Source organism: Thiomicrorhabdus immobilis, from assembly GCF_021654855.1.
In the GTDB taxonomy this organism is placed as follows: Bacteria; Pseudomonadota; Gammaproteobacteria; order Thiomicrospirales; family Thiomicrospiraceae; genus Thiomicrorhabdus; species Thiomicrorhabdus immobilis.
Genome location: NZ_AP024202.1, coordinates 1,801,149 through 1,820,979, shown reverse-complemented (window position 1 = coordinate 1,820,979; position 19,831 = coordinate 1,801,149). Strand labels below are relative to the sequence as shown.

Here is a 19,831-nt window from a genome sequence, read left to right as displayed (position 1 = left end):
AAAGCGGAATTATAATGCAAAGAAAAATATCTCCCGTAGCTAAGCAAGCGGTAGCTCATTATATTGCTGAGTCTGAAAAGTTGAATCAAACTTGCGATAACCCGACTTTAAAGCAAATTCGTCAGCAAGCTCAGGCTTTATTGCAGCAACAAGCCTTTCCTACACAGCGTGACGAGGATTGGCAGTACACTCGTTTAACCGGTTTTGTGCAAAATCATTTTGCGGTAAAACAGGCGAATAAAGTCACTAGTGAACAGGTTCGTCAGTTCATGCCTGATTTTGCGGTGACCATGGTGGTGTTTGTTGATGGTTGGTTTAATGAGAGCCTGTCGGATGATTTAGACGCCTTGCCTAAAGGCTTGACCTTTGAGTCATTGAGAGAAGCTTATGATATAGCCGGTGATACCGAGGCTCTCTTTGATCGCGAAAAGCACATTACCAAAGAGCCATTTGGTGTTTTAAACAGCTTGCTGTTAGCGGATGGTTTTTATTTGCAAGTCGGGGCGAATGCCTATTCCGACCTGCCGCTATTTGTATTGAATATTCAAACCGGCAGCAATCACATGTGCAATGTGCGTAATCGTATTGATTTGGCCGAAAATGCCGAGTTGACTCTGGTTGAGCGTTTTGTCTCGCTTGAATCGTTGACAGAAAGCAATCAAGCGGCCTCTTGTACCAATGTGGTGACGGAAGTCAATATGGCAAAAAGCGCGCGTTTTAAACAGGTTGTTATGCAAGAGCAGAGTGATAATGCGTTCTATTTCAATAACCAGTTTATCTATCAAGCTGACAATAGCTCATGTATGACTTTCTATGGTTCGGCCGGCAGTCAACTTTCCCGTCACCAAAATCATATTTTCATGAATGGTGAGCATATTGAAAGTCAGCAGAATAGCGCTTGTTTAGCTAAAGACAAAGAAACGGTTGATTCACGCACTGATACCCAGCATAACGATGTTTGGGGTAATAGCCAGCAATTACATAAATATGTGTTGACCGACCAGGCGGTTGGGGTGTTCAACGGTATGATACGGGTTGATCAAAAGGCACAAAAAACCGATGGTCAAATGGATAATAAGAATTTATTGTTATCTGACAGCGCCAAAATGGACACTAAACCTCAGCTGGAAATCTATGCTGATGATGTTAAGTGCTCGCATGGTTCAGCTTCGGGGCAGATTGATAAAAACCAGATTTTCTACCTGCAAGCACGCGGTATTCGTAGAGCGGATGCAATCAAAATGATTACCCACGCCTTCCTATTGGAGCCTGCTGAAGTGATTGCCAATGATGCGATTCGCCATTGGGTCATCAATCGTCTATCGGCAGGTTTAGCGAGTATTCAAAAGTAATCTCATTACAGAATATTAGTCATTGATAAGTAGCCATTAATTAAGTAGCTATTAATAGGTAATAGGTCGAATAAGTAATTGGTCGTTTTTATTTAAGCCTTTAAAGATTCAATCAAAGGTTTTGCGGATTTAGTATGTCAGAAATTAGTATGTCAAAAAATAGCGTTGATTTTGCTCAGGTGCGAGCTCAGTTTCCGATTTTAGAGGTGGTGGAAAATGGCTTTCCTTTGGTCTATTTGGACAGTGGGGCCACATCGCAAAAACCGCAAAGAGTGATTGATGCCGTTACTCAATATTATCGTGAAGAGAATGCCAACGTTCACCGTGGTGTTTATGGTTTAAGTGAGCGTGCCACTGAAAAATATGAAGGTGCGCGTGAGAAAGTCAGAACTTTTTTAAATGCTAAAAGCACTAAAGAAATCGTGTTTGTTCGTGGTACCACCGAGGCAATCAATTTAGTAGCACATAGTTGGGTTTCAGAAAACTTGACCGAAGGTGATGAAGTGATTGTCACTGAGATGGAGCACCACTCGAATATTGTGCCTTGGCAGTTGCTTAGGGATAAGCTGGGGATTCGTCTGACCGTATTACGTATGAATCAAAAGGGTGAGATTTGCCTTAATGCATTGAAAGGGTTGGTTTCTGAAAAAACCAAAATGGTTTCCGTTACCCATATGTCAAACGCTTTGGGTACGATTAATCCGGTAAAAGAGATGGCTGAGATAGCTCATTCCGTTGGCGCTAAAATCATGGTGGATGGCGCACAGGCTACACCGCATATGTCGGTGGATGTGCAAGATCTGGATTGTGACTTTTATGCCTTTTCGGGGCACAAAATGTACGGCCCGACCGGTATCGGTGTGCTCTATGCCAAAGAGGCGTTATTAGAGAAAATGGCTCCTTACCAAGGTGGTGGAGACATGATTTATTCGGTGAGTTTCGATAAGACGGAATATAACGTCTTGCCGTATAAGTTTGAAGCCGGAACACCGCATATTTCTGGGGCGATCGGTTTGGCTGCCGCAATCGATTTTTTAAATGAAGTGGGTTTGGATAATCTTGCCAGGCATGAACATGCGCTTTTGGAATATGCGACTGAACAGTTGTCACAAATCGATGGTTTAAGGATTATCGGTCAAGCCGAGAATAAAGGTGGAGTGATTTCATTTGTGTTGGACGGTGTGCATCCGCATGATATGGCCACTTTAATGGATCAGGATGGGATTGCGGTAAGGGCAAGCCACCACTGTGCGATGCCGGTGATGCAGCATTTTAATGTGCCGGCGACAATTCGTGCCTCTTTTGGTGCCTATAATAATTTTGAGGATATCGATCGTTTAATCGCCTCGATTAATGATGCCAAAGAGATGCTTTTATAAAAATCTTGTCACAAATTCTGCAGATAGTTGAACCCAATATTCTCAATTCAGAATCTTCAACTTAAAAAGTTACCAGGCCTGGTAGCTTTTAAATTCCTTTTTTTAGTTATTTTTATGGTTTTTTGTGGCATATTGTTTTTATGAATACAGAAAACAGTAAACCACTCCAGTGGATTCGTCTCGAATTGGTTCCATTGCCGAACTTTGAATCCGAATACCCAACGATGTTGTTGTGGTGGAATTCGGATGAGGGGATTTTGCAAGGTGAGAATGTCGAATTTATCAAACATAAACTCGATGCGGCCATTCAACAGGGTTCAATTACTCTTGTATCCCAAGGCTCCATTGAAATCACCAATCCCTATCAAAAACCCTCTGAATTAGCCGCTGTTTTAGGGCAGTATTTTTGGGTTGTCCCTCAACCCGTTGCACAGCCTGATTTTCAATCCAATCAATTAGATAGTGAAGATAACAACTCTTCAACCACAGATATGCCAACCATTTTACAGTAATAAAAGGTTTTCCAATGGTTGGTTACCAGGCCTGTCGGGTTTTTATTTTTCGAGTTTTTTGGTTTTAAATTACGTCAATTTTTTACATATAATTTTTCTTGTTATTACGTGATTCATTGTATGATATGTCGCATATTTAAAATTCAAATTGTAGAAAGTCAGCTGAATGAAAGAACAAGTTAAACAGATTCATTTTGTGGGAATCGGTGGGGTCGGAATGGCCGGTATCGCTGAGGTATGTTTAAACCTCGGTTATGTGGTTTCAGGTTCGGATTTAAAACATAACCCAACGGTTGCTCGTTTAGAATCTTTAGGTGCTTTGATTCAACTTGGTCATGCCGCTGAGCATGTCAAAAATACCGATGTGGTGGTGGTTTCCACTGCCATTGGTCCTGGTAACCCTGAAGTGGATTGGGCGAGAACCGCTCGTGTACCAGTGATTCCGCGTGCAGAAATGTTGGCTGAACTGATGCGTATGCGTTTTGGTATCGCCATTGCCGGTACCCACGGTAAAACCACCACGACCAGTTTGGCTGCAGCGGTGTTGACTCAAGGCGGGGTTGACCCTACTTTTGTCATCGGCGGCAAGCTTAACCAGGTCGGGTCGAATGCACGTCTAGGTTCAAGCCATTATTTAGTTGCCGAAGCGGATGAATCGGACGCTTCATTTTTACATCTTTCGCCGATGATGTCTGTGGTGACCAACATCGATGAAGATCATATGGAAACCTATCAAGGTGACTATCAGAATCTAGAAAACACCTTTATCGAATTCATCCATCGCCTGCCTTTTTACGGTATGGCGATCATGTGTATCGATGATGAGAATATTCAAAAGATTCTGCCTAAGCTGTCACGTAAAATTCTGACCTATGGTTTTTCCGAAATTGCCGATGTACGCGCAATCAATGTTCAGGCAAAAGGTCTAACCATGCAGTTCCAAGTGTTGGTCGGTCGTGAATTAAGTTTTGATGTGACTTTGAATGCTCCTGGTAGACACAATGTATTGAATGCCTTGGCGGCGATTTCGGTTGGGCTTGAGTTGGATGTTTCCGTAGAAGCCATTCAGCAAGCGTTAGCGGAATTCGGCGGAGTGGGGCGTCGATTCGAGGTATACCCAAATCGCACTATTGGCGTTCATAACGTCACCTTGGTTGATGACTATGGGCATCATCCCACCGAGCTGGAAGCGACTATTGCGACAGCAAAAGAAGCTTTTCCTGACCAACGTTTAGTTTTGGTTTTTCAGCCTCATCGCTACACCCGTACCCGTGATCTGTTTGATGATTTTGTCCAAGCTTTATTAGGCCCTGATTTGGTCATCCTGCTCGACGTGTATGCGGCCGGTGAAACCCCTTTGCCGATGTTTGATTCCAAAGCCTTATTGCAAGCTCTCAGAATTCGTGGTGGGAATGGTTTTTATGCCGATAGCTTTGAACAGTTAAACACCATCGCTGGCGATGTCTTGCAGGACAACGATGTCTTGTTGGTGATGGGAGCGGGTGATATTGGACAAGTCTCTAAAAATTGGCAGGAACAAGGAGAACAGGCGTAATGGAATTTGGTAAGGTTGCCGTGTTAATGGGGGGCAAAGCCGCTGAAAGAGAGGTTTCTTTACGCAGTGGACAAGCCGTTACCCAAGCCTTTATTGACCAAGGCATAAATGCCGTTTCTGAAGATGTCACCTCGCTGGAAGATTTGCAGCGTATCGCCCAAGAATATGACCGAGCTTTTATCGCCCTGCATGGCCGTTGGGGTGAAGACGGTGTGGTTCAAGCGATTTTAGATGATTTAGGTTTACCTTATACCGGAAGCGGTATGGCGGCCTCAGCAATTGCTATGGATAAGCTTAGAACCAAATGGATGTGGATGGGGGCTGGCTTGCCAACTCCTGGGTTTATTTGGGTGTCGGATTTGATGCCGTTGGATATCAGTGAGTTTGATCTGCCTTTTCCGGTGATAGTAAAACCTTGTCATGAGGGTTCGAGTATCGGCATGCGTAAAGTGTATGACAAGCCTAGCTTGGTTGAAGCGGTTGAGTATGCTCAGCAATTTGATTCCGAGATATTAATTGAACAATGGATTACCGGGCGTGAATACACGTGTGCGGTTTTAAATAACACCGCCTTGCCATTGATTCAGTTGAAAACCACGCATGATTTTTATGATTTTGACGCTAAATACAAATCCAATGACACACAGTATATTTGTCCTTGTGATTTAACTCCTGAAATAGAACAAGAGTTACAACAGCTTGTTTTGCAAGCTTTCCAAGTGATTGGTTCCAAGGCTTGGGGGCGGGTGGATTTCATGTTGGATGAGGATGACCAGGCCTGGTTGATTGAGTTGAATTCCGTGCCGGGCATGACCGACCATAGTTTGGTACCTATGGCCGCTAAGGCCAAAGGCATCGCTTTTGAGCAATTAGTGGTTGAGATTTTAAAAACCACACTTTAATTCGATTGTTTCGATATCATTCGTCAAGGGTCAAACCAGTTTATTAGTAATCATAGGAAGGGTTCAGCACATTGTTCAATGTAAAACGTAGCATGCAAATATTTGTATTGATACTCGCAATTGCTCTATTAGCCCTGGTTGCTTGGTCGTCTACCCAGAAGAATTCGCCATTTTATCAACCGATTCAAGCCTATGAGTTGACTACCCCGCTTAGCCAGGTTACCCCGCAAGAAATTGAAGAAACCGTTAAACCTTATTTAGGTAAATCTTTTTGGGATATTCCGCTTAATCACATCCAGGCTGATTTAATCCGCCTGGATTGGGTGCAGTCGGCGGAAGTGAAAAGGAAGTGGCCTAACCTGCTTTATCTCTCAATTAAAGAACAGGTGCCAGTGGCACGTTGGGGAGATTCAGGCCTGGTTAATCGTTCTGGTCGAGTGTTTTTTCCGTTGTCGATAGCAGGTTTTGAAAATTTGGTACGGCTTGATGGCGATCTGTCGGAATCTGAATGGGTTCTTAGGAATTTAATCGACTTGCAAAACCAGTTGAACGCTTTAAATATGACGGTATCGCAACTTAAACTATCGGAAGATAAGGTTTGGCAAGTGCAGATTTTAAATGGTCCATCATTGGTTATCGATTCATTGGAATACCAGCATAAATTACAACGTTTCATTCAAGCTTTTCCCCAGCTTGATTCAGCGATGAGAAAGTCAGCAAGAGTTTATGATTTGCGCTATAGTAACGGGTTTATAATAGCGAAAAATCAATCATAAGTTTGTCTTAGCAATGCATTAATTGATAGTGTGAAAAATGATAAAAGGTAAAGCACAACATGGCGCGTAAACAGCACACCTCAAATACCGTAGTCGGTCTTGATATTGGAACTTCTAAAATCGCTGCGATCATCGGAAAAATTAAGGCCGATGGTGAGATTGAAGTGGTTGGTATGGGAACTCACCCATCTAGAGGGTTGAAAAAAGGTGTGGTGGTCAATATCGATTCCACCGTTGAATCGATTCAACGTGCGATTGATGAAGCGGAAAGGATGTCGGGATTTGAAGCGCAGTCTGTTTATGTCGGTATCGCGGGTAGCCATATCAAAAGTTTCAATTCAAACGGTATGGTTGCCATCCGTAATCAAGACGTTCAGCCGGATGATATCGAACGTGTCATGGAGGCGGCTCAAACGATTGCTATTCCTGGTGACCAGCGTGTTTTGCACATTCTTTCGCAAGAATACATTATCGATAGCCAAGGTGGGATCCGTGAGCCGATTGGAATGTCAGGTGTGCGTTTAGAAGCCAAGGTTCACATGGTGACGGGCTCGGTCAGTGCCGCTCAAAATATCACCAAGTGTGTGGAGCGTTGCAATTTAGAGGTTGCCGATATTATTCTTGAACAGCTAGCTTCCAGCGATTCCGTGCTTTCCGAAGATGAGAAGGAGCTGGGTGTTTGTTTGGTGGATATCGGTGGTGGAACCACCGATATCGCGGTATTCCATAATGGCGCAATCCGTCATACGGCTGTTATTTCAGTGGCCGGTGACCAAGTTACCAACGACATTGCCGTTGCATTACGCACCCCAACCCAGGCTGCTGAAGAGATTAAACGTAAATATGCGTGTGCATTGCCGCAGTTGATTGATAAAGATGAAGAGATTGAAGTACCGAGTGTTGGTGATCGTCCTGCTCGCTGTCTTTCTCGCCGTACTTTAGTTGAAGTCATCGAGCCGCGTTATGAAGAGTTGTTCCAATTAATCCAAGCCGAGTTGCGTAGTGCCGGTTTTGAAGATGTATTGGCGGCGGGGATTGTATTGACAGGTGGTAGCTCCTTGGTTGAAGGCGCTGTTGAGTTGGCTGAAGAAGTCTTCCATATGCCTGTTCGCCTAGGTTATCCTCATGGTGTTAAGGGCTTGACTGATGAGGTGAATAGCCCATCTTATGCAACTACGGTCGGTCTGTTGATGCATGCTCGTGATCATATGGGGGGCGGGATTCCAGAAATACAGGAACGTTCCGGTTTTACCGATGCAGGATCGATTTTTGAACGTATGAAAACCTGGTTTAGTAAAAGCTTTTAACAATATCCAGGTGGGTTTTAGCCTTTTTTATCCTTGAAGCACCTGTGTAAAAGTCTTCTGTATAAGTAAATTTCAGTCTAAAGCTTGTCGGGTGTTCTGTGATAGAATGCCCGTCATTATGAGTAATCAATCGGTTCGGTCTCTCTATCGATAGATGTTTAGGTTACTCCGTATTAATTAATACATATATGATCAATCCATAATTATTAGAAAATGAGTTTCCCTTGAATCAAAGAACACTTGCCAACAAAATCAAAGCGAAAGGAATTGGTCTGCATACTGGCCATGAGGCTGTCATGACATTGAGACCAGCACCGGTTAATACAGGTATTGTGTTCAGACGTATTGATTGCGCCCCAGAAGTTGAATTTCGTGTCTCACCTGAGATTGTCGGTGAAACGACTTTGTGTACCACGATTGTGAATCAAGTCAATGACAAGCCAATCAAGATTGCCACCATTGAGCATTTAATGTCCGCTTTAGCGGGGGTTGGGATTGATAATGTCTATATCGATATCTCTTCAGATGAAGTGCCAATTATGGACGGAAGTTCTTCGCACTTTATTTTCTTGTTGCAGTCGGCGGGGGTTGCGATACAAGACCAGCCTAAAAAGTTTGTCAAAATCTTAAAGCCGGTTCGAGTTGAAAACGAGAAGGGTGGTTGGGCTGAGTTTAAGCCTTACGATGGTTATAGATTGAATTTTTCAATCGATTTTGAGCATCCTGCGTTCCAGCAAACCGCTGAGAAGATGACGCTGGAGTTTTCATCGACCTCTTATTTCAAAGAGGTAAGTCGTGCACGTACTTTTGGTTTTATGAAAGATATGGAATCTTTGCGGGCTAAAAACTTAGGTTTGGGTGCGAGCTTGAAGAATGCGATTGGATTGGATGATAGTGGCGTAATGAATGTGGAAGGGTTGCGTGATAAAGACGAATTTGTACGTCATAAAATCCTAGATGCCGTTGGTGACCTCTATATGCTGGGGCATCCGATTGTAGGTGAATTTACCGCTCATAAATCGGGACATGCCTTAAATAACCAGTTGTTGAGAGCTTTAATGGCACAGCCTGAAGCTTTTGAGATTGTGGATTACGCCGATGATGTTAAGCCACCAGTGCAATACGGTAGTAGCAAAGTGGTTGCATAATCCAATATGCCAACCGATACAAAACGCCTCACTCAGAGGCGTTTTTTTTTGCCCGCAAACTTAAAGAGGCTAAGGCCTTGCTTAACCCTTCATATTTAACTTTTTGGCTTAAATCCAACATCGCCTCAGCATCTTCTGGGCTGGGTGGCACCACCATTTTCTTGGTTTTGATTGGCTCTTGCGCCTTAGGCAGTATATGCACTTTTACCCGACTGAGTTCTAGATGAGGAAAATGCTCTTGATAGATGCCCAGTAGATTAGGTTCATAAAACCGGAGTTGGGTGGCCCAGATGGCTTCATCGAGTTGTAATAATAGTGTGTTTTTTTCAAAACTCACGCCGACTAAATGCGGTTGCAGTTCCGATGGCAAACTATCTTGTCCTACTTCCAGCAAGGCTTGAAATAGTTGCGCATCTTCCAGTAAGTTTTTTAACGCACCTTGTGCTTGATTTAATAACGGTTTCATAATGCGAGTATATGGTTTTATGTTAGAATATTTGCTCATTTTACCGCAATAAGTCGAGACAAAAGCCGTAATGCATCTCAGCGCTTGTAAAATGCAACCAAACCCCATATAGAATTCGTTATGGTGATAATTATTGTCATCAGATAACCGCACTATTTTTAACTGGAATATACATTTAAATGGCCTTTAATATCTTTAAAAAAATCTTTGGTAGCCGTAATGAACGCATGCTAAAGCAATACCGTAAAGTCACCGAAACAATTAATGCGCTTGAGGCTGAATTTGAAGCATTGACCGATGCAGAAATTCAGCAGAAAACCACGGATTTTAAACAAGCCTTGGCGGAAGGTAAAACATTGGATGATTTGCTTCCCGAAGCTTTCGCGGTGGTTCGTGAAGCGGGTAAACGAGTGTTTGGTATGCGTCATTATGACGTGCAGATGATAGGGGGGATGGCGCTGCATGATGGACGTATTGCAGAGATGCGTACCGGTGAAGGTAAGACCCTGGTAGCGACACTTCCTGTATACCTGAATGCTTTAAAAGGTGAAGGGGTTCATGTCATTACGGTGAATGATTACCTGGCGAAGCGTGACTCTGAGTGGATGGGCCAGCTGTTTGAATTTTTGGGGCTATCTACCGGTGTGATTTTGAGTGGTCAATCACAGCAAGAAAAACAAATCGCCTATGCTAAAGACATTACATACGGTACCAACAACGAATTCGGTTTTGACTATCTACGCGACAATATGGCGATTTACTCCGCTGAAAGAGTCATGCGTGGCCAGCACTATGCGGTGATTGATGAAGTCGATTCCATTTTAATCGATGAGGCTAGAACGCCGTTGATTATCTCTGGTCCAGCAGAAGATAAATCCGAACTTTATCGAAAAATTAATCCGTTAGTCGCACACCTTGAACAAGGTGAAGAAGATAAAGAAACAAAAACCTCAACTGGTGATTTCACCATCGATGAAAAAGCCAAACAGATCTATCTGACTGATGAAGGGCACGCTAAAGTCGAAGAGATGATGGCTGAAGTCGGTCTGTTGGAGGAGGGCGATAGCCTTTACGATGCGGCACATATTGGTCTAATGATTCATGTTAATGCGGCTTTAAGAGCCAATTTATTATTCGAAAAAGACCGTGATTACATCGTTGAAGACGATCAAGTTGTAATCATCGACGAATTTACCGGACGTAAGATGGAAGGTCGTCGTTGGAGTGAAGGCTTGCATCAAGCTGTGGAAGCGAAAGAAGGCGTACAAATCCAGCAAGAGAGTCAAACATTCGCCTCGATTACTTTCCAAAACTATTTCCGTCAATATGAGAAGCTGTCAGGTATGACAGGAACCGCTGATACCGAAGCGGGTGAGTTCTTGTCAACCTATAACCTAGAAGTTGTGGTTATACCACCGAATAAAACACCGGAGCGTGTTGATTTACCGGATTTGGTTTACCTTGATATGGAAGGTAAGTTTAACGCAATCGTTCAAGATATTCGTGAAACCCATAAAACACAGCAGCCGGTATTGGTGGGGACGGCATCGATTGAAATGTCTGAACTGCTGTCACGTTTCTTAACCGAAGCCAAGGTTCCGCATAACGTATTGAATGCCAAACAGCATGAAAGGGAAGCGTTTATCATTGCCAACGCAGGTTTGCCTGGTGCGGTAACCATTGCAACCAACATGGCTGGTCGTGGTACGGATATCGTACTGGGTGGTAATTTAGAGATGGAAATCGCTGAATTAGAGAATCCTAGTGAAGAAAAAATCAAAGAAGTCACTGAAGCTTGGAAAGCACGTCACGAGGCGGTGTTAGGTTTTGGTGGTTTGAAAGTGATTGGTTCGGAACGTCACGAATCAAGACGTATCGACAACCAGTTGCGTGGTCGTTCTGGGCGTCAGGGGGATGTTGGAACAACCCGTTTCTATCTCTCTTTAGATGATGATTTGATGCGTCGTTTTGCTTCAGAAAAAGTGAAGTCCATGATGAAACGTTTAGGTATGACATCAAATGAAGCGATTGAGCATGGTATGGTGACAAAATCCATTGAACGTGCTCAAAAGCAAGTTGAACGTATGCATCAGGATGAGCGTGCTAATCTGCTTAAGTTTGACGATATCTCTAACCAACAGCGTAAAGTGGTCTATCAGCAACGTAATGAGTTGATGGAAGGTGACGATGTTTCTGAGGTGATCGATAGTTTACGTGAACAAGTGGTAGAGCAAATTGTTGGGATGTATATTCCTAAAGGATCACTTGAGGAACAGTGGGATTTGCTAGGCCTGGTTAAAGCCATCAATGAAGAGTTGGGCGCCGAATTAGCGATTGAAGAATGGTTGAAAGAGGACAACTCGCTTTATGAAGAGAAGTTGGTTGAGAAAATCATCGCAGAGTTGGCGAATCTTTACCAAGAGAAAATGAGTGTAGTGGATCCTACTACACGCCATCATTTCGAGAAAGAAGTGTTGTTACGCACAATCGATAGGCAATGGCGTGAGCATTTGTCAGAAATGGATTATCTGCGCCGAGGTATCCATTTACGCGGCTATGCTCAAAAAGACCCATTCCAAGAGTATCGTCGTGAATCATCGGAAATGTTCCATAACTTCCTGCAAGAAGTGACTTTTGAAACCGTTAAGGTTCTATCATTGGTACAAATTGAAGGTTCGCAGGATGTAGCGGACTTTGATGAACAAACCGAAAAAGAGCGTCCTCATAACCTGGAAGCGAATCATCCCGCTGCGCAAGGAATCGGGCAATCGGCGGATGAAACTTCTGAAGAGGAGTCGGACGCGGAAAGTACTTTTAGACGTGAAGCGCCAAAAGTCGGACGTAATGACCCATGCCCTTGCGGTTCAGGTAAAAAATATAAACAATGTTGTGGAAAATTGAGTTAATTCGCAGTATTCTTAATTAAAATTTATTGGTATTGGGTTAAACCGAAAATACCACTTATAAATTTCATTAAGCCCACCGAAAGGTGGGTTTTTACTTTGCTCAAAAAATGGTTATCCAACATAGGATAAGGAAAATTCATGAATTTAGATCATCTTGTTTTACACCCAGTAGCTGGTTTTTATTTAGGCGCTTGTGCCGCTAAGATTAAAAAGAATGGCAATACTGATTTAGTGGTTGTTGAGTTGTGTGAAGGTGCGGTCACTGCGGCGACATTCACTCAAAATGCTTTTTGTGCCGCTCCGGTGACGTTGGCGAAAGAGAATTTGACGGCATCCCAGCCTCGCGCTTTGATTATCAATGCGGGGAATGCTAATGCAGGTACTGGTGAACAAGGTATGTTGGATGCTAAGCAGACTTGTGAGTGGGTAGCTAAAGAGTTGGGCTGTGATGCTAATCAAGTGTTGCCATTTTCAACTGGTGTGATCGGTCAAAACCTTCCGATGGAAAAGTTACAGCAAGGGATTCCTGCGGCGATCGCCAATTTATCGGTTACGGCTTGGGCAGATGCTTGTAAAGGTATTATGACCACAGATTTAGTGCCTAAGACGGTGAGCAAGGTGATTGAGATAGATGGCAATGCGGTAACGATTACCGGTATGGCTAAGGGTTCGGGAATGATTCACCCTAATATGGCGACCATGTTAGGTTTTGTGGCGACCGATGCCAAAATCAACCAGGCCTGCTTACAGCAATGTTTGAGTGATGCGGTCAATCTATCATTCAACCGTATTACGGTGGATGGTGACACTTCCACCAACGATGCTTGTACTTTAACGGCGACCCAGCAAGCCGATATGCCGGAAATCAATTCGGTGGATTCATCCGCTTATAAGGCTTTCGCGACTGAGATTAATCAGGTGATGACTGAATTGGCACAAATGATTGTACGCGATGGCGAGGGCGCGACCAAGTTCGTAAGTGTCATCGTTGAAGGCGGAAAATCATCTCAAGAGTGTATTCAGGTGGCACATGCGGTAGCTTTATCTCCGCTTGTTAAAACGGCATTATTTGCTTCTGATCCAAACTGGGGGCGTATTTTGGCTGCGGTAGGGCGTTCTGGAATTGAAGCTTTAGATGTGAATATCCTTAAGATTTATTTAGGGGATGTCTGTATTGTAGAAAATGGTGGTAGAGCTTTAACTTATACTGAAGAGGCTGGCCAAGCGGTGATGAACCAGACGGATATTGATATCCGTATCCAGTTGAATCGTGGTGAGTGTTCAGAAACGGTTTGGACCACCGATTTTTCATATGACTACGTAAAGATCAATGCAGAGTACCGTTCTTGATTAGGACTGATTTAGAAAGAAGCCAATAGATTGATGACTTTCTAAATTCGGTGAAATAAAAAGCCCTTGATGCTTTTGAAGCATCAAGGGCTTTTTTGTATCTGTAACAACCAGGATGAGTTATTTGTTATTGATAATCGCTTCTAAAGCTGAGCATAAGGCTTGGTTTTCCATATCGTTACCAATCGTGATTCTCAGATATTGGTCTATACGCGGTTTATTAAAATAACGAACAATGATGGATTTTTCCCTAAGTTGTTCCGCGATGGTTTCGGCTTGATGCTGAGGGTGGCTTGCAAAGACAAAGTTGGCTGCTGAAGGAATGACCTTGAAGCCTAATTCCGCCAGTTTTGTCACCAGGACTTCACGGGTGTTAATCACTGCCTGACAGGCCGTTTGAAAAGCGGTTTCATCGTCAAAAGAAGCTACAGAGCCGTAGATTGCTAAACGGTCTAAAGGGTAGGAGTTGAAACTGTTCTTAACACGTTCTAAACCTTCAATTAAATCTGGATGGCCAATGGCAAACCCAACACGTAGGCCTGCTAAAGAACGTGATTTAGAAAGCGTTTGTGTGACTAATAGATTTGGGTATCGGTTCACCAAACTTATGGCGCTTTGCCCGCCAAAGTCAATATAAGCTTCGTCAATGAGTAATACTTGCTGAGGATGCATTTGCAATAATGCTTCGATTTTATCTAAACCGAGCAATCTTCCGGTAGGTGCATTAGGGTTTGGAAAAATTATCGCCCCGCAATCCTGGTTATAGTCTGTGATATCGATTTCAAATTCATCGTTCAATGGAATGGTTTGGTATTCAATACCATATAACCCACAATAAACAGGATAGAAGCTATAAGTGATATCCGGAAACAGTAGAGGCTTATCATGTTTTAGTAGAGCCTGAAAAGCGTGAGCCAATACTTCATCAGAACCATTGCCGACAAAAACTTGGTTAGCGGTTAAGCCATGATAGTCGGCAATTCGTTGTTTCAACACGTCCGAATTTGGGTCTGGATAGAGTTTTAACTTATCATCGGCGGCTTGATGTATTGCCGCCAGTACTTTGTCAGAAGGAGGATAAGGGTTCTCGTTAGTGTTGAGTTTGATTAAGTTATTCACTTTAGGTTGTTCACCCGGAACATAAGGGGTTAAGGTGTGAACTAATGAACTCCAATATTGGCTCATGCTATAGACTCGACTTGATAATGGCTAAAACGGTTAATGGGCAAAAAATTAATGAATTGTATTTTACCTTAAATTACCAGGCCTGGTCATGTGCTTTAAATCTGATTAACCACTTAACTTTAGGGTTATAAATCCTTAGAATGTGAAATATTCATGTTAAATAATTGAGTAATTTGTGAAAGAAGTTAACTATATCGATATCGCTGTTGGCGTATTGCGAAGGAATCATCAAGTCTGCTTGTCATTAAGACAGAAGCATCAATCGCATGCAAATCATTGGGAGTTTCCAGGCGGTAAGGTCGAGCAGGACGAAACGGCGATTGATGCACTCAAACGCGAGTGTTTGGAAGAATTGGCTGTAGAAACCCAAAACTGGCAACCTTTGATTGAGATACCTTGGCAATATGAACAAGTTGCTGTTCGTTTACATGTATTCATTACGGATGACTTCAGTGGCGAACCTGTTGGCAATGAAGGTCAAGAGGTCAAGTGGTTTGATATTGATGCGTTGTCTGGTTTGACTTTTCCAGAGGCCAATAAAGGGATTCTGTTGGCATTGAAGATGGCCAATCAATATATGATTAGTGGAAAGTTTTCGGGCGTTGATGAGGCGCTTGATAAGTTCGGGCAAGCGTTAAGATCAGGTATCAAATTGTGCCAACTTCGCGCCAAAGGCTTAAGTCCTACCGAGTTTTCCGAAATTGCCAAGCCAGCTATCGAATTATGCCATCAGGCAGGAGCAAAAATTCTTTTGAACGGTTCAATACAGTTGTTACAAGATTTTCCAGAAGCGGATGGTATTCAACTCGCTTCGAATGTCATCTATGAATATTCTGGCCGACCAATCAGTCATGATAAATTGCTTGGTGTATCGACCCATACCGATAAGGACATCCAGCAAGCGCTGAAAATCGGTGCGGATTTTATTTTATTGTCGCCCGTTAAGGAAACCTCTTCACATCCTGGTGTGCCAGGAATCGGGTGGGATGTTTTTTCGGAAAAGGTCAAATCGATATCCTTGCCCGTTTATGCCCTGGGCGGCATGCAGCCTGAAGACGTCCAAATTGCTAAGCAAAAGGGTGGGCAAGGTGTAGCGGCAATCAGTGGGTTTTGGCCAGGTTAACACTGTCGATAAAGTCGTAATCGGTGTTTGATGTGATAAGCCTAGACTGATTTATTCGTTTGTTGGTTTATTAGCTTTTGGGTTTGTACTAAAAGTTGCTCTACTGTTCCGTTATTTTCAATCACTCTATCGGCATACGCTAACCGTTGCTGTCGGCTAGCTTGTTGGCTGATGATTTTTTTGATTAAAGTTCGATTACTGTTGTCACGCTGTGTTGCACGTTCTATCTGAGTCTCGGTTGGACAATCGACTACCCAAATTTCATCGATGTAACCAGGCCTGGTAGAAGTTTTTTGGATGATTTCGATTAACAACGGAATGGCGACAATAATCAGAGGTTGTAGCTGCTTTTTATAACGTTGGATCTGTTGACGTGTTTCAAATTGAATCAATGGGTGTAATATCGATTCTAAGGCCGTTTTGGCTTGAGGGTCATTGAAGACTTTATCGCGTAATAAGCTTCGATTCAAACTGCCATCGTTATTTAGTATGCCAGCTCCAAAGCAGTCAACAATCTTTTTGAGGCCAACAGAGTTTGGCTCGACCACTTGGCGGGCGATGATGTCCGTATCAATCACTGGGATATGCTGCTTTTTCAAAAAATCCGAAACGGTGGTTTTGCCTGAACCAATGCCACCAGTAAGGGCTATTACTTTTGTCATGTATGATTACTTTTCATTAAAAAATATAAGACAAATAAATCTTAGTGGTGCTTAGGGGTTGCTGAAGGTTTGCCTATTAAATACCCCTGAATATGTGTTGCACCAGCTTGTTTAACAATCTCGAGCATCTCTTCAGTCTCAATTCCTTCCATGACTAAGTCATATCCCGCGTTAAGTATCATTTCAGCCGTCTTTTTAATGATGTTCTGTGTCTTGGTATCGTTTTCCATAAGAGCATCGGTCATGCTCATATCGAATTTGATAATATCGACAGGCATGTGTGCCAGGTAACGTATCGAAGAATACCCACTACCAAAGTCGTCTAGAGCAATTAAAAAGCCTTTTTTGCGCAAGGAGTTCAATACCTTTTTGGCATAATCCATATGGTCAATCAAGCTGTTTTCTGTGACTTCAATCACAATCTTATAATCCTTTAAAAAAGGGATTATCGGTTCAAATAGTTCGGTGAATTTCGGTTGCAGTAAGGTTTTTCCGGAAATGTTGATTGATAAGCCTGTCGCTTTAGGTATTTGATTATTTTGCAAGGCAAGATGAATGTGCTTGATTACCTGTTCGTCAAGTTCTATTTCAAGTCTACGGCGGTCTACGACGGAAAAGATATCATTAGGATAAATTATGTCGCCATTTTTTTTGATACGGATCAGTGATTCATAATAGATTTGATTGTCGGTAAGTGACTGGATTGGTTGATAGTGCATTTGTATGTACTGACCAGAGTGAATCGCTTCTACAACAGTGTTAACAATATTGCTTGATACCAAAGATAGAGATTCATTATCGAGGCTTCGATGGTAACATTGAACTTTCTCTTTAAGCGATTGTTTGGCTTTATACATAGCCATATCAGCTTGACGAGGCAGGTTGGTGATTTCGTTGGTTAAATCATCTAAAGTGCTACTCACTCCAACGCTAAAGGAGAGTTTTTCTTTGACTCCAATGCTGTTAAAAGGAGCTTCTTGTAAGGCATTTAGGCAGTGATGGGCAATCTTAACGGTCTCTTCAGGCGTTCTACCCTTTAGGATTATGGCGAATTCATCCCCTCCGATACGATATGCGGGGCAATCAATGGGTAAACTTTGTTGAATAGTGACTGCAGAAAGTTTGATTACATCGTCACCGACTTCATGGCCGTAGGTATCATTGAGCGCTTTAAAGTAGTCGCAATCAAACAGCATAAAAGCGGTTGGAGTAGGAAAATTTCTGTGATTATTAACGGTTTCATTCCATGCTTCATCAAACGCCCGGCGGTTATAAATATTGGTTAAAACATCTCGGCGAGCTTGTTCCCAAACCGCATGGTTTCGTTGATCCAGTTCATTTTGGGTTTGCAGTAAATCCCGATGATAATCGTGAATTGTGTTCTTTAATTCTTCGAATTCGGAAAGAAAGAAGCTTTCTTCAGGTAGCGGATGTATTTTCTTTGGCGCATTTTTCAAGCGGATTAAATAGTTGGAAATGATATGTAGCGGTTTATAGATTGTGATATTGAAAATCAGGTATATGAACAGGCTGACAATAATCATTAAGACAATCAATTCAACGATAAAGTCTTGAATCAGTTGCCAAAGGTAATCACTTACCGGGTTTGATACGGGTTGAAAGTTAACATGTTGCATGATTTCAGAGTAGGGGATCGAATCGCTACCATGAAAATTGATGCTAGATTTATTGACATAATAGAAAGTGTTATTGCTTAACAGCAAGGGTAAAAAGTCGACAGAAATACCAACATAACCCAAGATGGTGTTGGAGCCTCGTTTTTTGATTTCTTGATAGACATTCAAATGCATCTCAAGATTATCGTGAAAAACCAAAGTAGGGCGGGTATCCACAATGGCATCAGGAAGGAAAAAGTGCCGTTTCTCACCAGGAGAGGCGGGGGTTAATAAAGTTTTATCGGCTTTATAAAGCTCCAAATTGTCATAGTAAGGTTTAAAAAACCCACTCTCTTTCAAACGTTCATCATGCCAAAAAAAATAGTAACTCGGATCATGGAATTGTTGGTGAACCTCATCCCAATCAGCGATATTTTTGGCTTGTTTTTGTAGATTGTTCAACGTTGCTGAAAAAGATTTGGAAATTTCATTCTCGGCTTGAATGAATGATTGTTTTTGAACGGTTTCCCTGATGTTTTGTCCTTGGTTGTAGAGTGTCAAGTCTACAAGAAGAAGCAGAGAAGTACCTAAAATCAGGAAAAAACCGAAATAGAATCGAATCGATTTGACAAAGAATTGTGGGGCTTTCAATCTCTTAATCCTGTCCAGCAGATAATTGTTTTAGAATATCGATGATATGATCCTGAAGATCAAACTCATGCTCGCTCGAAAAAAAGTGGTTTGCACCCTTTACGATAAATAAATCTGTACCGGTTTCCTCAAGCTCGGTAAGCCAGTTTTCACCGACTGTTAAATAACGTTTATCTGCACTCCCCATGATGGTGAAGTTTGGTATTTTTAGGTTTTTCAAACTATTAAGTACATACTGTCGATCAAGCTTCATGTAAGAGATGAAGCTGTTCGGTGTTGCCAAGTAATTGTTTTTGCAGAACAGAAAGCTGTACTTATGGGGACGGTCTTCTTTTTTAGCGATTAAGTCGTTGGCAAACACAATTTCATTATCTAATGTACCTAACTCCTTACCTTTTAAGTAGAAAAGGCTGGTAAAGACGGCGGCGGTAACGGCCGGGTCTTGGTATTGGTTTAGATACTCTAATATTTCTTGGCTGCCGCTGGAGTGGCCTACGATAACGATGTTTTTATGGCCTTGGGCTTTTAACCAGTCAATCCAGCTTTTTATTTCGATAATATCTTTTTCTAGGGTGTGGGTATGGATTGAATTGCATTTCAACGACCCTTTTCTTTTGCTGATATCGAGGGTCAATGTCGGTGCTAAAATTGAATAACCTTCATCGCGGATACCCTTCGTCATCGCGGTAACGGTATGGAAATTGTTGGTTGTCAGAAAGCCATGAATAATCAGTACTACGGGCTTGTTCTCATCCCCTTTTTCATAGTTTGCTTCGGCTTCGATATTCAAAGGTTTTATTAAGTGAGTGATTGTTTCAGCGCGAGATAGGCTTGCATAACCAACTAAAAAAGCTACTAGGCAGATTGATGTAAACAGATTTTTTAATGTGTTTATGCTTGTCATGGTTACTTAGTCCAAAATTTTGGTTGTGGTTCCTTAA

General features: G+C 42.5%; 16 protein-coding genes. 11 read left to right on the top strand and 5 right to left on the bottom strand.

All coding sequences use genetic code 11. The features are described 5' to 3' along the window. Window positions 1-14 precede the first annotated feature (14 nt). The 8 genes from sufD (at window position 15) to lpxC (ending at window position 8,931) form a co-directional block, all read left to right on the top strand. A complete protein-coding gene (gene sufD, locus L6421_RS08325) occupies window positions 15-1,352 on the top strand; it encodes a Fe-S cluster assembly protein SufD (RefSeq protein WP_237261280.1) in 1,338 nt (445 codons plus the stop codon). Window positions 1,353-1,501: 149 nt separating this feature from the next. Then, on the top strand, window positions 1,502-2,731 hold the full coding sequence (locus tag L6421_RS08320) for an aminotransferase class V-fold PLP-dependent enzyme (RefSeq protein ID WP_237261279.1): 1,230 nt from the start codon (window positions 1,502-1,504) through the stop codon (window positions 2,729-2,731). 140 nt (window positions 2,732-2,871) lie between these two features. Further along, complete coding sequence (locus tag L6421_RS08315; RefSeq protein WP_237261277.1) at window positions 2,872-3,243, top strand: hypothetical protein; 372 nt, start codon at window positions 2,872-2,874, stop codon at window positions 3,241-3,243. Between the two features lie 166 nt (window positions 3,244-3,409). Beyond that, window positions 3,410-4,798 (top strand): UDP-N-acetylmuramate--L-alanine ligase, encoded by a 1,389-nt coding sequence (gene murC, locus L6421_RS08310; RefSeq protein ID WP_237261276.1) that lies wholly within the window; start codon window positions 3,410-3,412, stop codon window positions 4,796-4,798. Next, window positions 4,798-5,700, top strand: coding sequence for a D-alanine--D-alanine ligase (locus tag L6421_RS08305; protein ID WP_237261274.1), 903 nt, complete (start codon window positions 4,798-4,800; stop codon window positions 5,698-5,700). Before murC ends, L6421_RS08305 begins: the two co-directional genes overlap by 1 nt. A 92-nt stretch (window positions 5,701-5,792) precedes the next feature. Beyond that, window positions 5,793-6,476, top strand: coding sequence for a cell division protein FtsQ/DivIB (locus L6421_RS08300; protein WP_237261273.1), 684 nt, complete (start codon window positions 5,793-5,795; stop codon window positions 6,474-6,476). A 59-nt stretch (window positions 6,477-6,535) separates the two neighbouring features. Next, window positions 6,536-7,783 (top strand): cell division protein FtsA, encoded by a 1,248-nt coding sequence (ftsA, locus tag L6421_RS08295; protein WP_237261271.1) that lies wholly within the window; start codon window positions 6,536-6,538, stop codon window positions 7,781-7,783. Between the two features lie 224 nt (window positions 7,784-8,007). Beyond that, on the top strand, window positions 8,008-8,931 hold the full coding sequence (gene lpxC / locus L6421_RS08290; protein ID WP_237261269.1) for a UDP-3-O-acyl-N-acetylglucosamine deacetylase: 924 nt from the start codon (window positions 8,008-8,010) through the stop codon (window positions 8,929-8,931). 28 nt (window positions 8,932-8,959) lie between these two features. Here the strand turns inward: lpxC and L6421_RS08285 are convergent, their stop codons facing one another. After that, on the bottom strand, window positions 8,960-9,436 hold the full coding sequence (locus tag L6421_RS08285) for a DciA family protein (RefSeq protein ID WP_237261267.1): 477 nt from the start codon (window positions 9,434-9,436) through the stop codon (window positions 8,960-8,962). 140 nt (window positions 9,437-9,576) lie between these two features. Between L6421_RS08285 and secA the strand changes: the two genes are divergently transcribed. Next, complete coding sequence (secA, locus tag L6421_RS08280; RefSeq protein ID WP_237261266.1) at window positions 9,577-12,303, top strand: preprotein translocase subunit SecA; 2,727 nt, start codon at window positions 9,577-9,579, stop codon at window positions 12,301-12,303. Between the two features lie 138 nt (window positions 12,304-12,441). Continuing rightward, window positions 12,442-13,653: a bifunctional glutamate N-acetyltransferase/amino-acid acetyltransferase ArgJ gene (gene argJ / locus L6421_RS08275; protein WP_237261264.1), complete on the top strand. Its 1,212-nt coding sequence runs from the start codon at window positions 12,442-12,444 to the stop codon at window positions 13,651-13,653. Between the two features lie 120 nt (window positions 13,654-13,773). On the opposite strand, the gene hisC is transcribed toward argJ, so the two are convergent. Beyond that, on the bottom strand, window positions 13,774-14,838 hold the full coding sequence (gene hisC, locus L6421_RS08270; protein ID WP_237261262.1) for a histidinol-phosphate transaminase: 1,065 nt from the start codon (window positions 14,836-14,838) through the stop codon (window positions 13,774-13,776). Between the two features lie 175 nt (window positions 14,839-15,013). Here hisC and L6421_RS08265 point away from each other — a divergent pair, with 175 nt between their 5' ends. After that, complete coding sequence (locus tag L6421_RS08265; RefSeq protein ID WP_237261261.1) at window positions 15,014-15,961, top strand: Nudix family hydrolase; 948 nt, start codon at window positions 15,014-15,016, stop codon at window positions 15,959-15,961. Between the two features lie 41 nt (window positions 15,962-16,002). On the opposite strand, the gene coaE is transcribed toward L6421_RS08265, so the two are convergent. Genes coaE through L6421_RS08250 form a run of 3 tightly spaced genes read right to left on the bottom strand, consistent with a single transcriptional unit; the run spans window position 16,003 to window position 19,794 of the window. Then, window positions 16,003-16,623 carry a dephospho-CoA kinase gene (coaE, locus tag L6421_RS08260; protein WP_237261259.1) on the bottom strand — a complete coding sequence of 207 codons (621 nt, stop codon included), beginning with the start codon at window positions 16,621-16,623 and terminating at the stop codon, window positions 16,003-16,005. A 41-nt stretch (window positions 16,624-16,664) separates the two neighbouring features. Continuing rightward, window positions 16,665-18,890, bottom strand: coding sequence for a bifunctional diguanylate cyclase/phosphodiesterase (locus L6421_RS08255; RefSeq protein WP_237261258.1), 2,226 nt, complete (start codon window positions 18,888-18,890; stop codon window positions 16,665-16,667). A 4-nt stretch (window positions 18,891-18,894) separates the two neighbouring features. Then, entirely contained in the window at window positions 18,895-19,794 is a 900-nt protein-coding gene (locus L6421_RS08250; protein WP_237261256.1) for a DUF1749 domain-containing protein, read from the bottom strand. Between the last annotated feature and the right edge of the window lie 37 nt (window positions 19,795-19,831).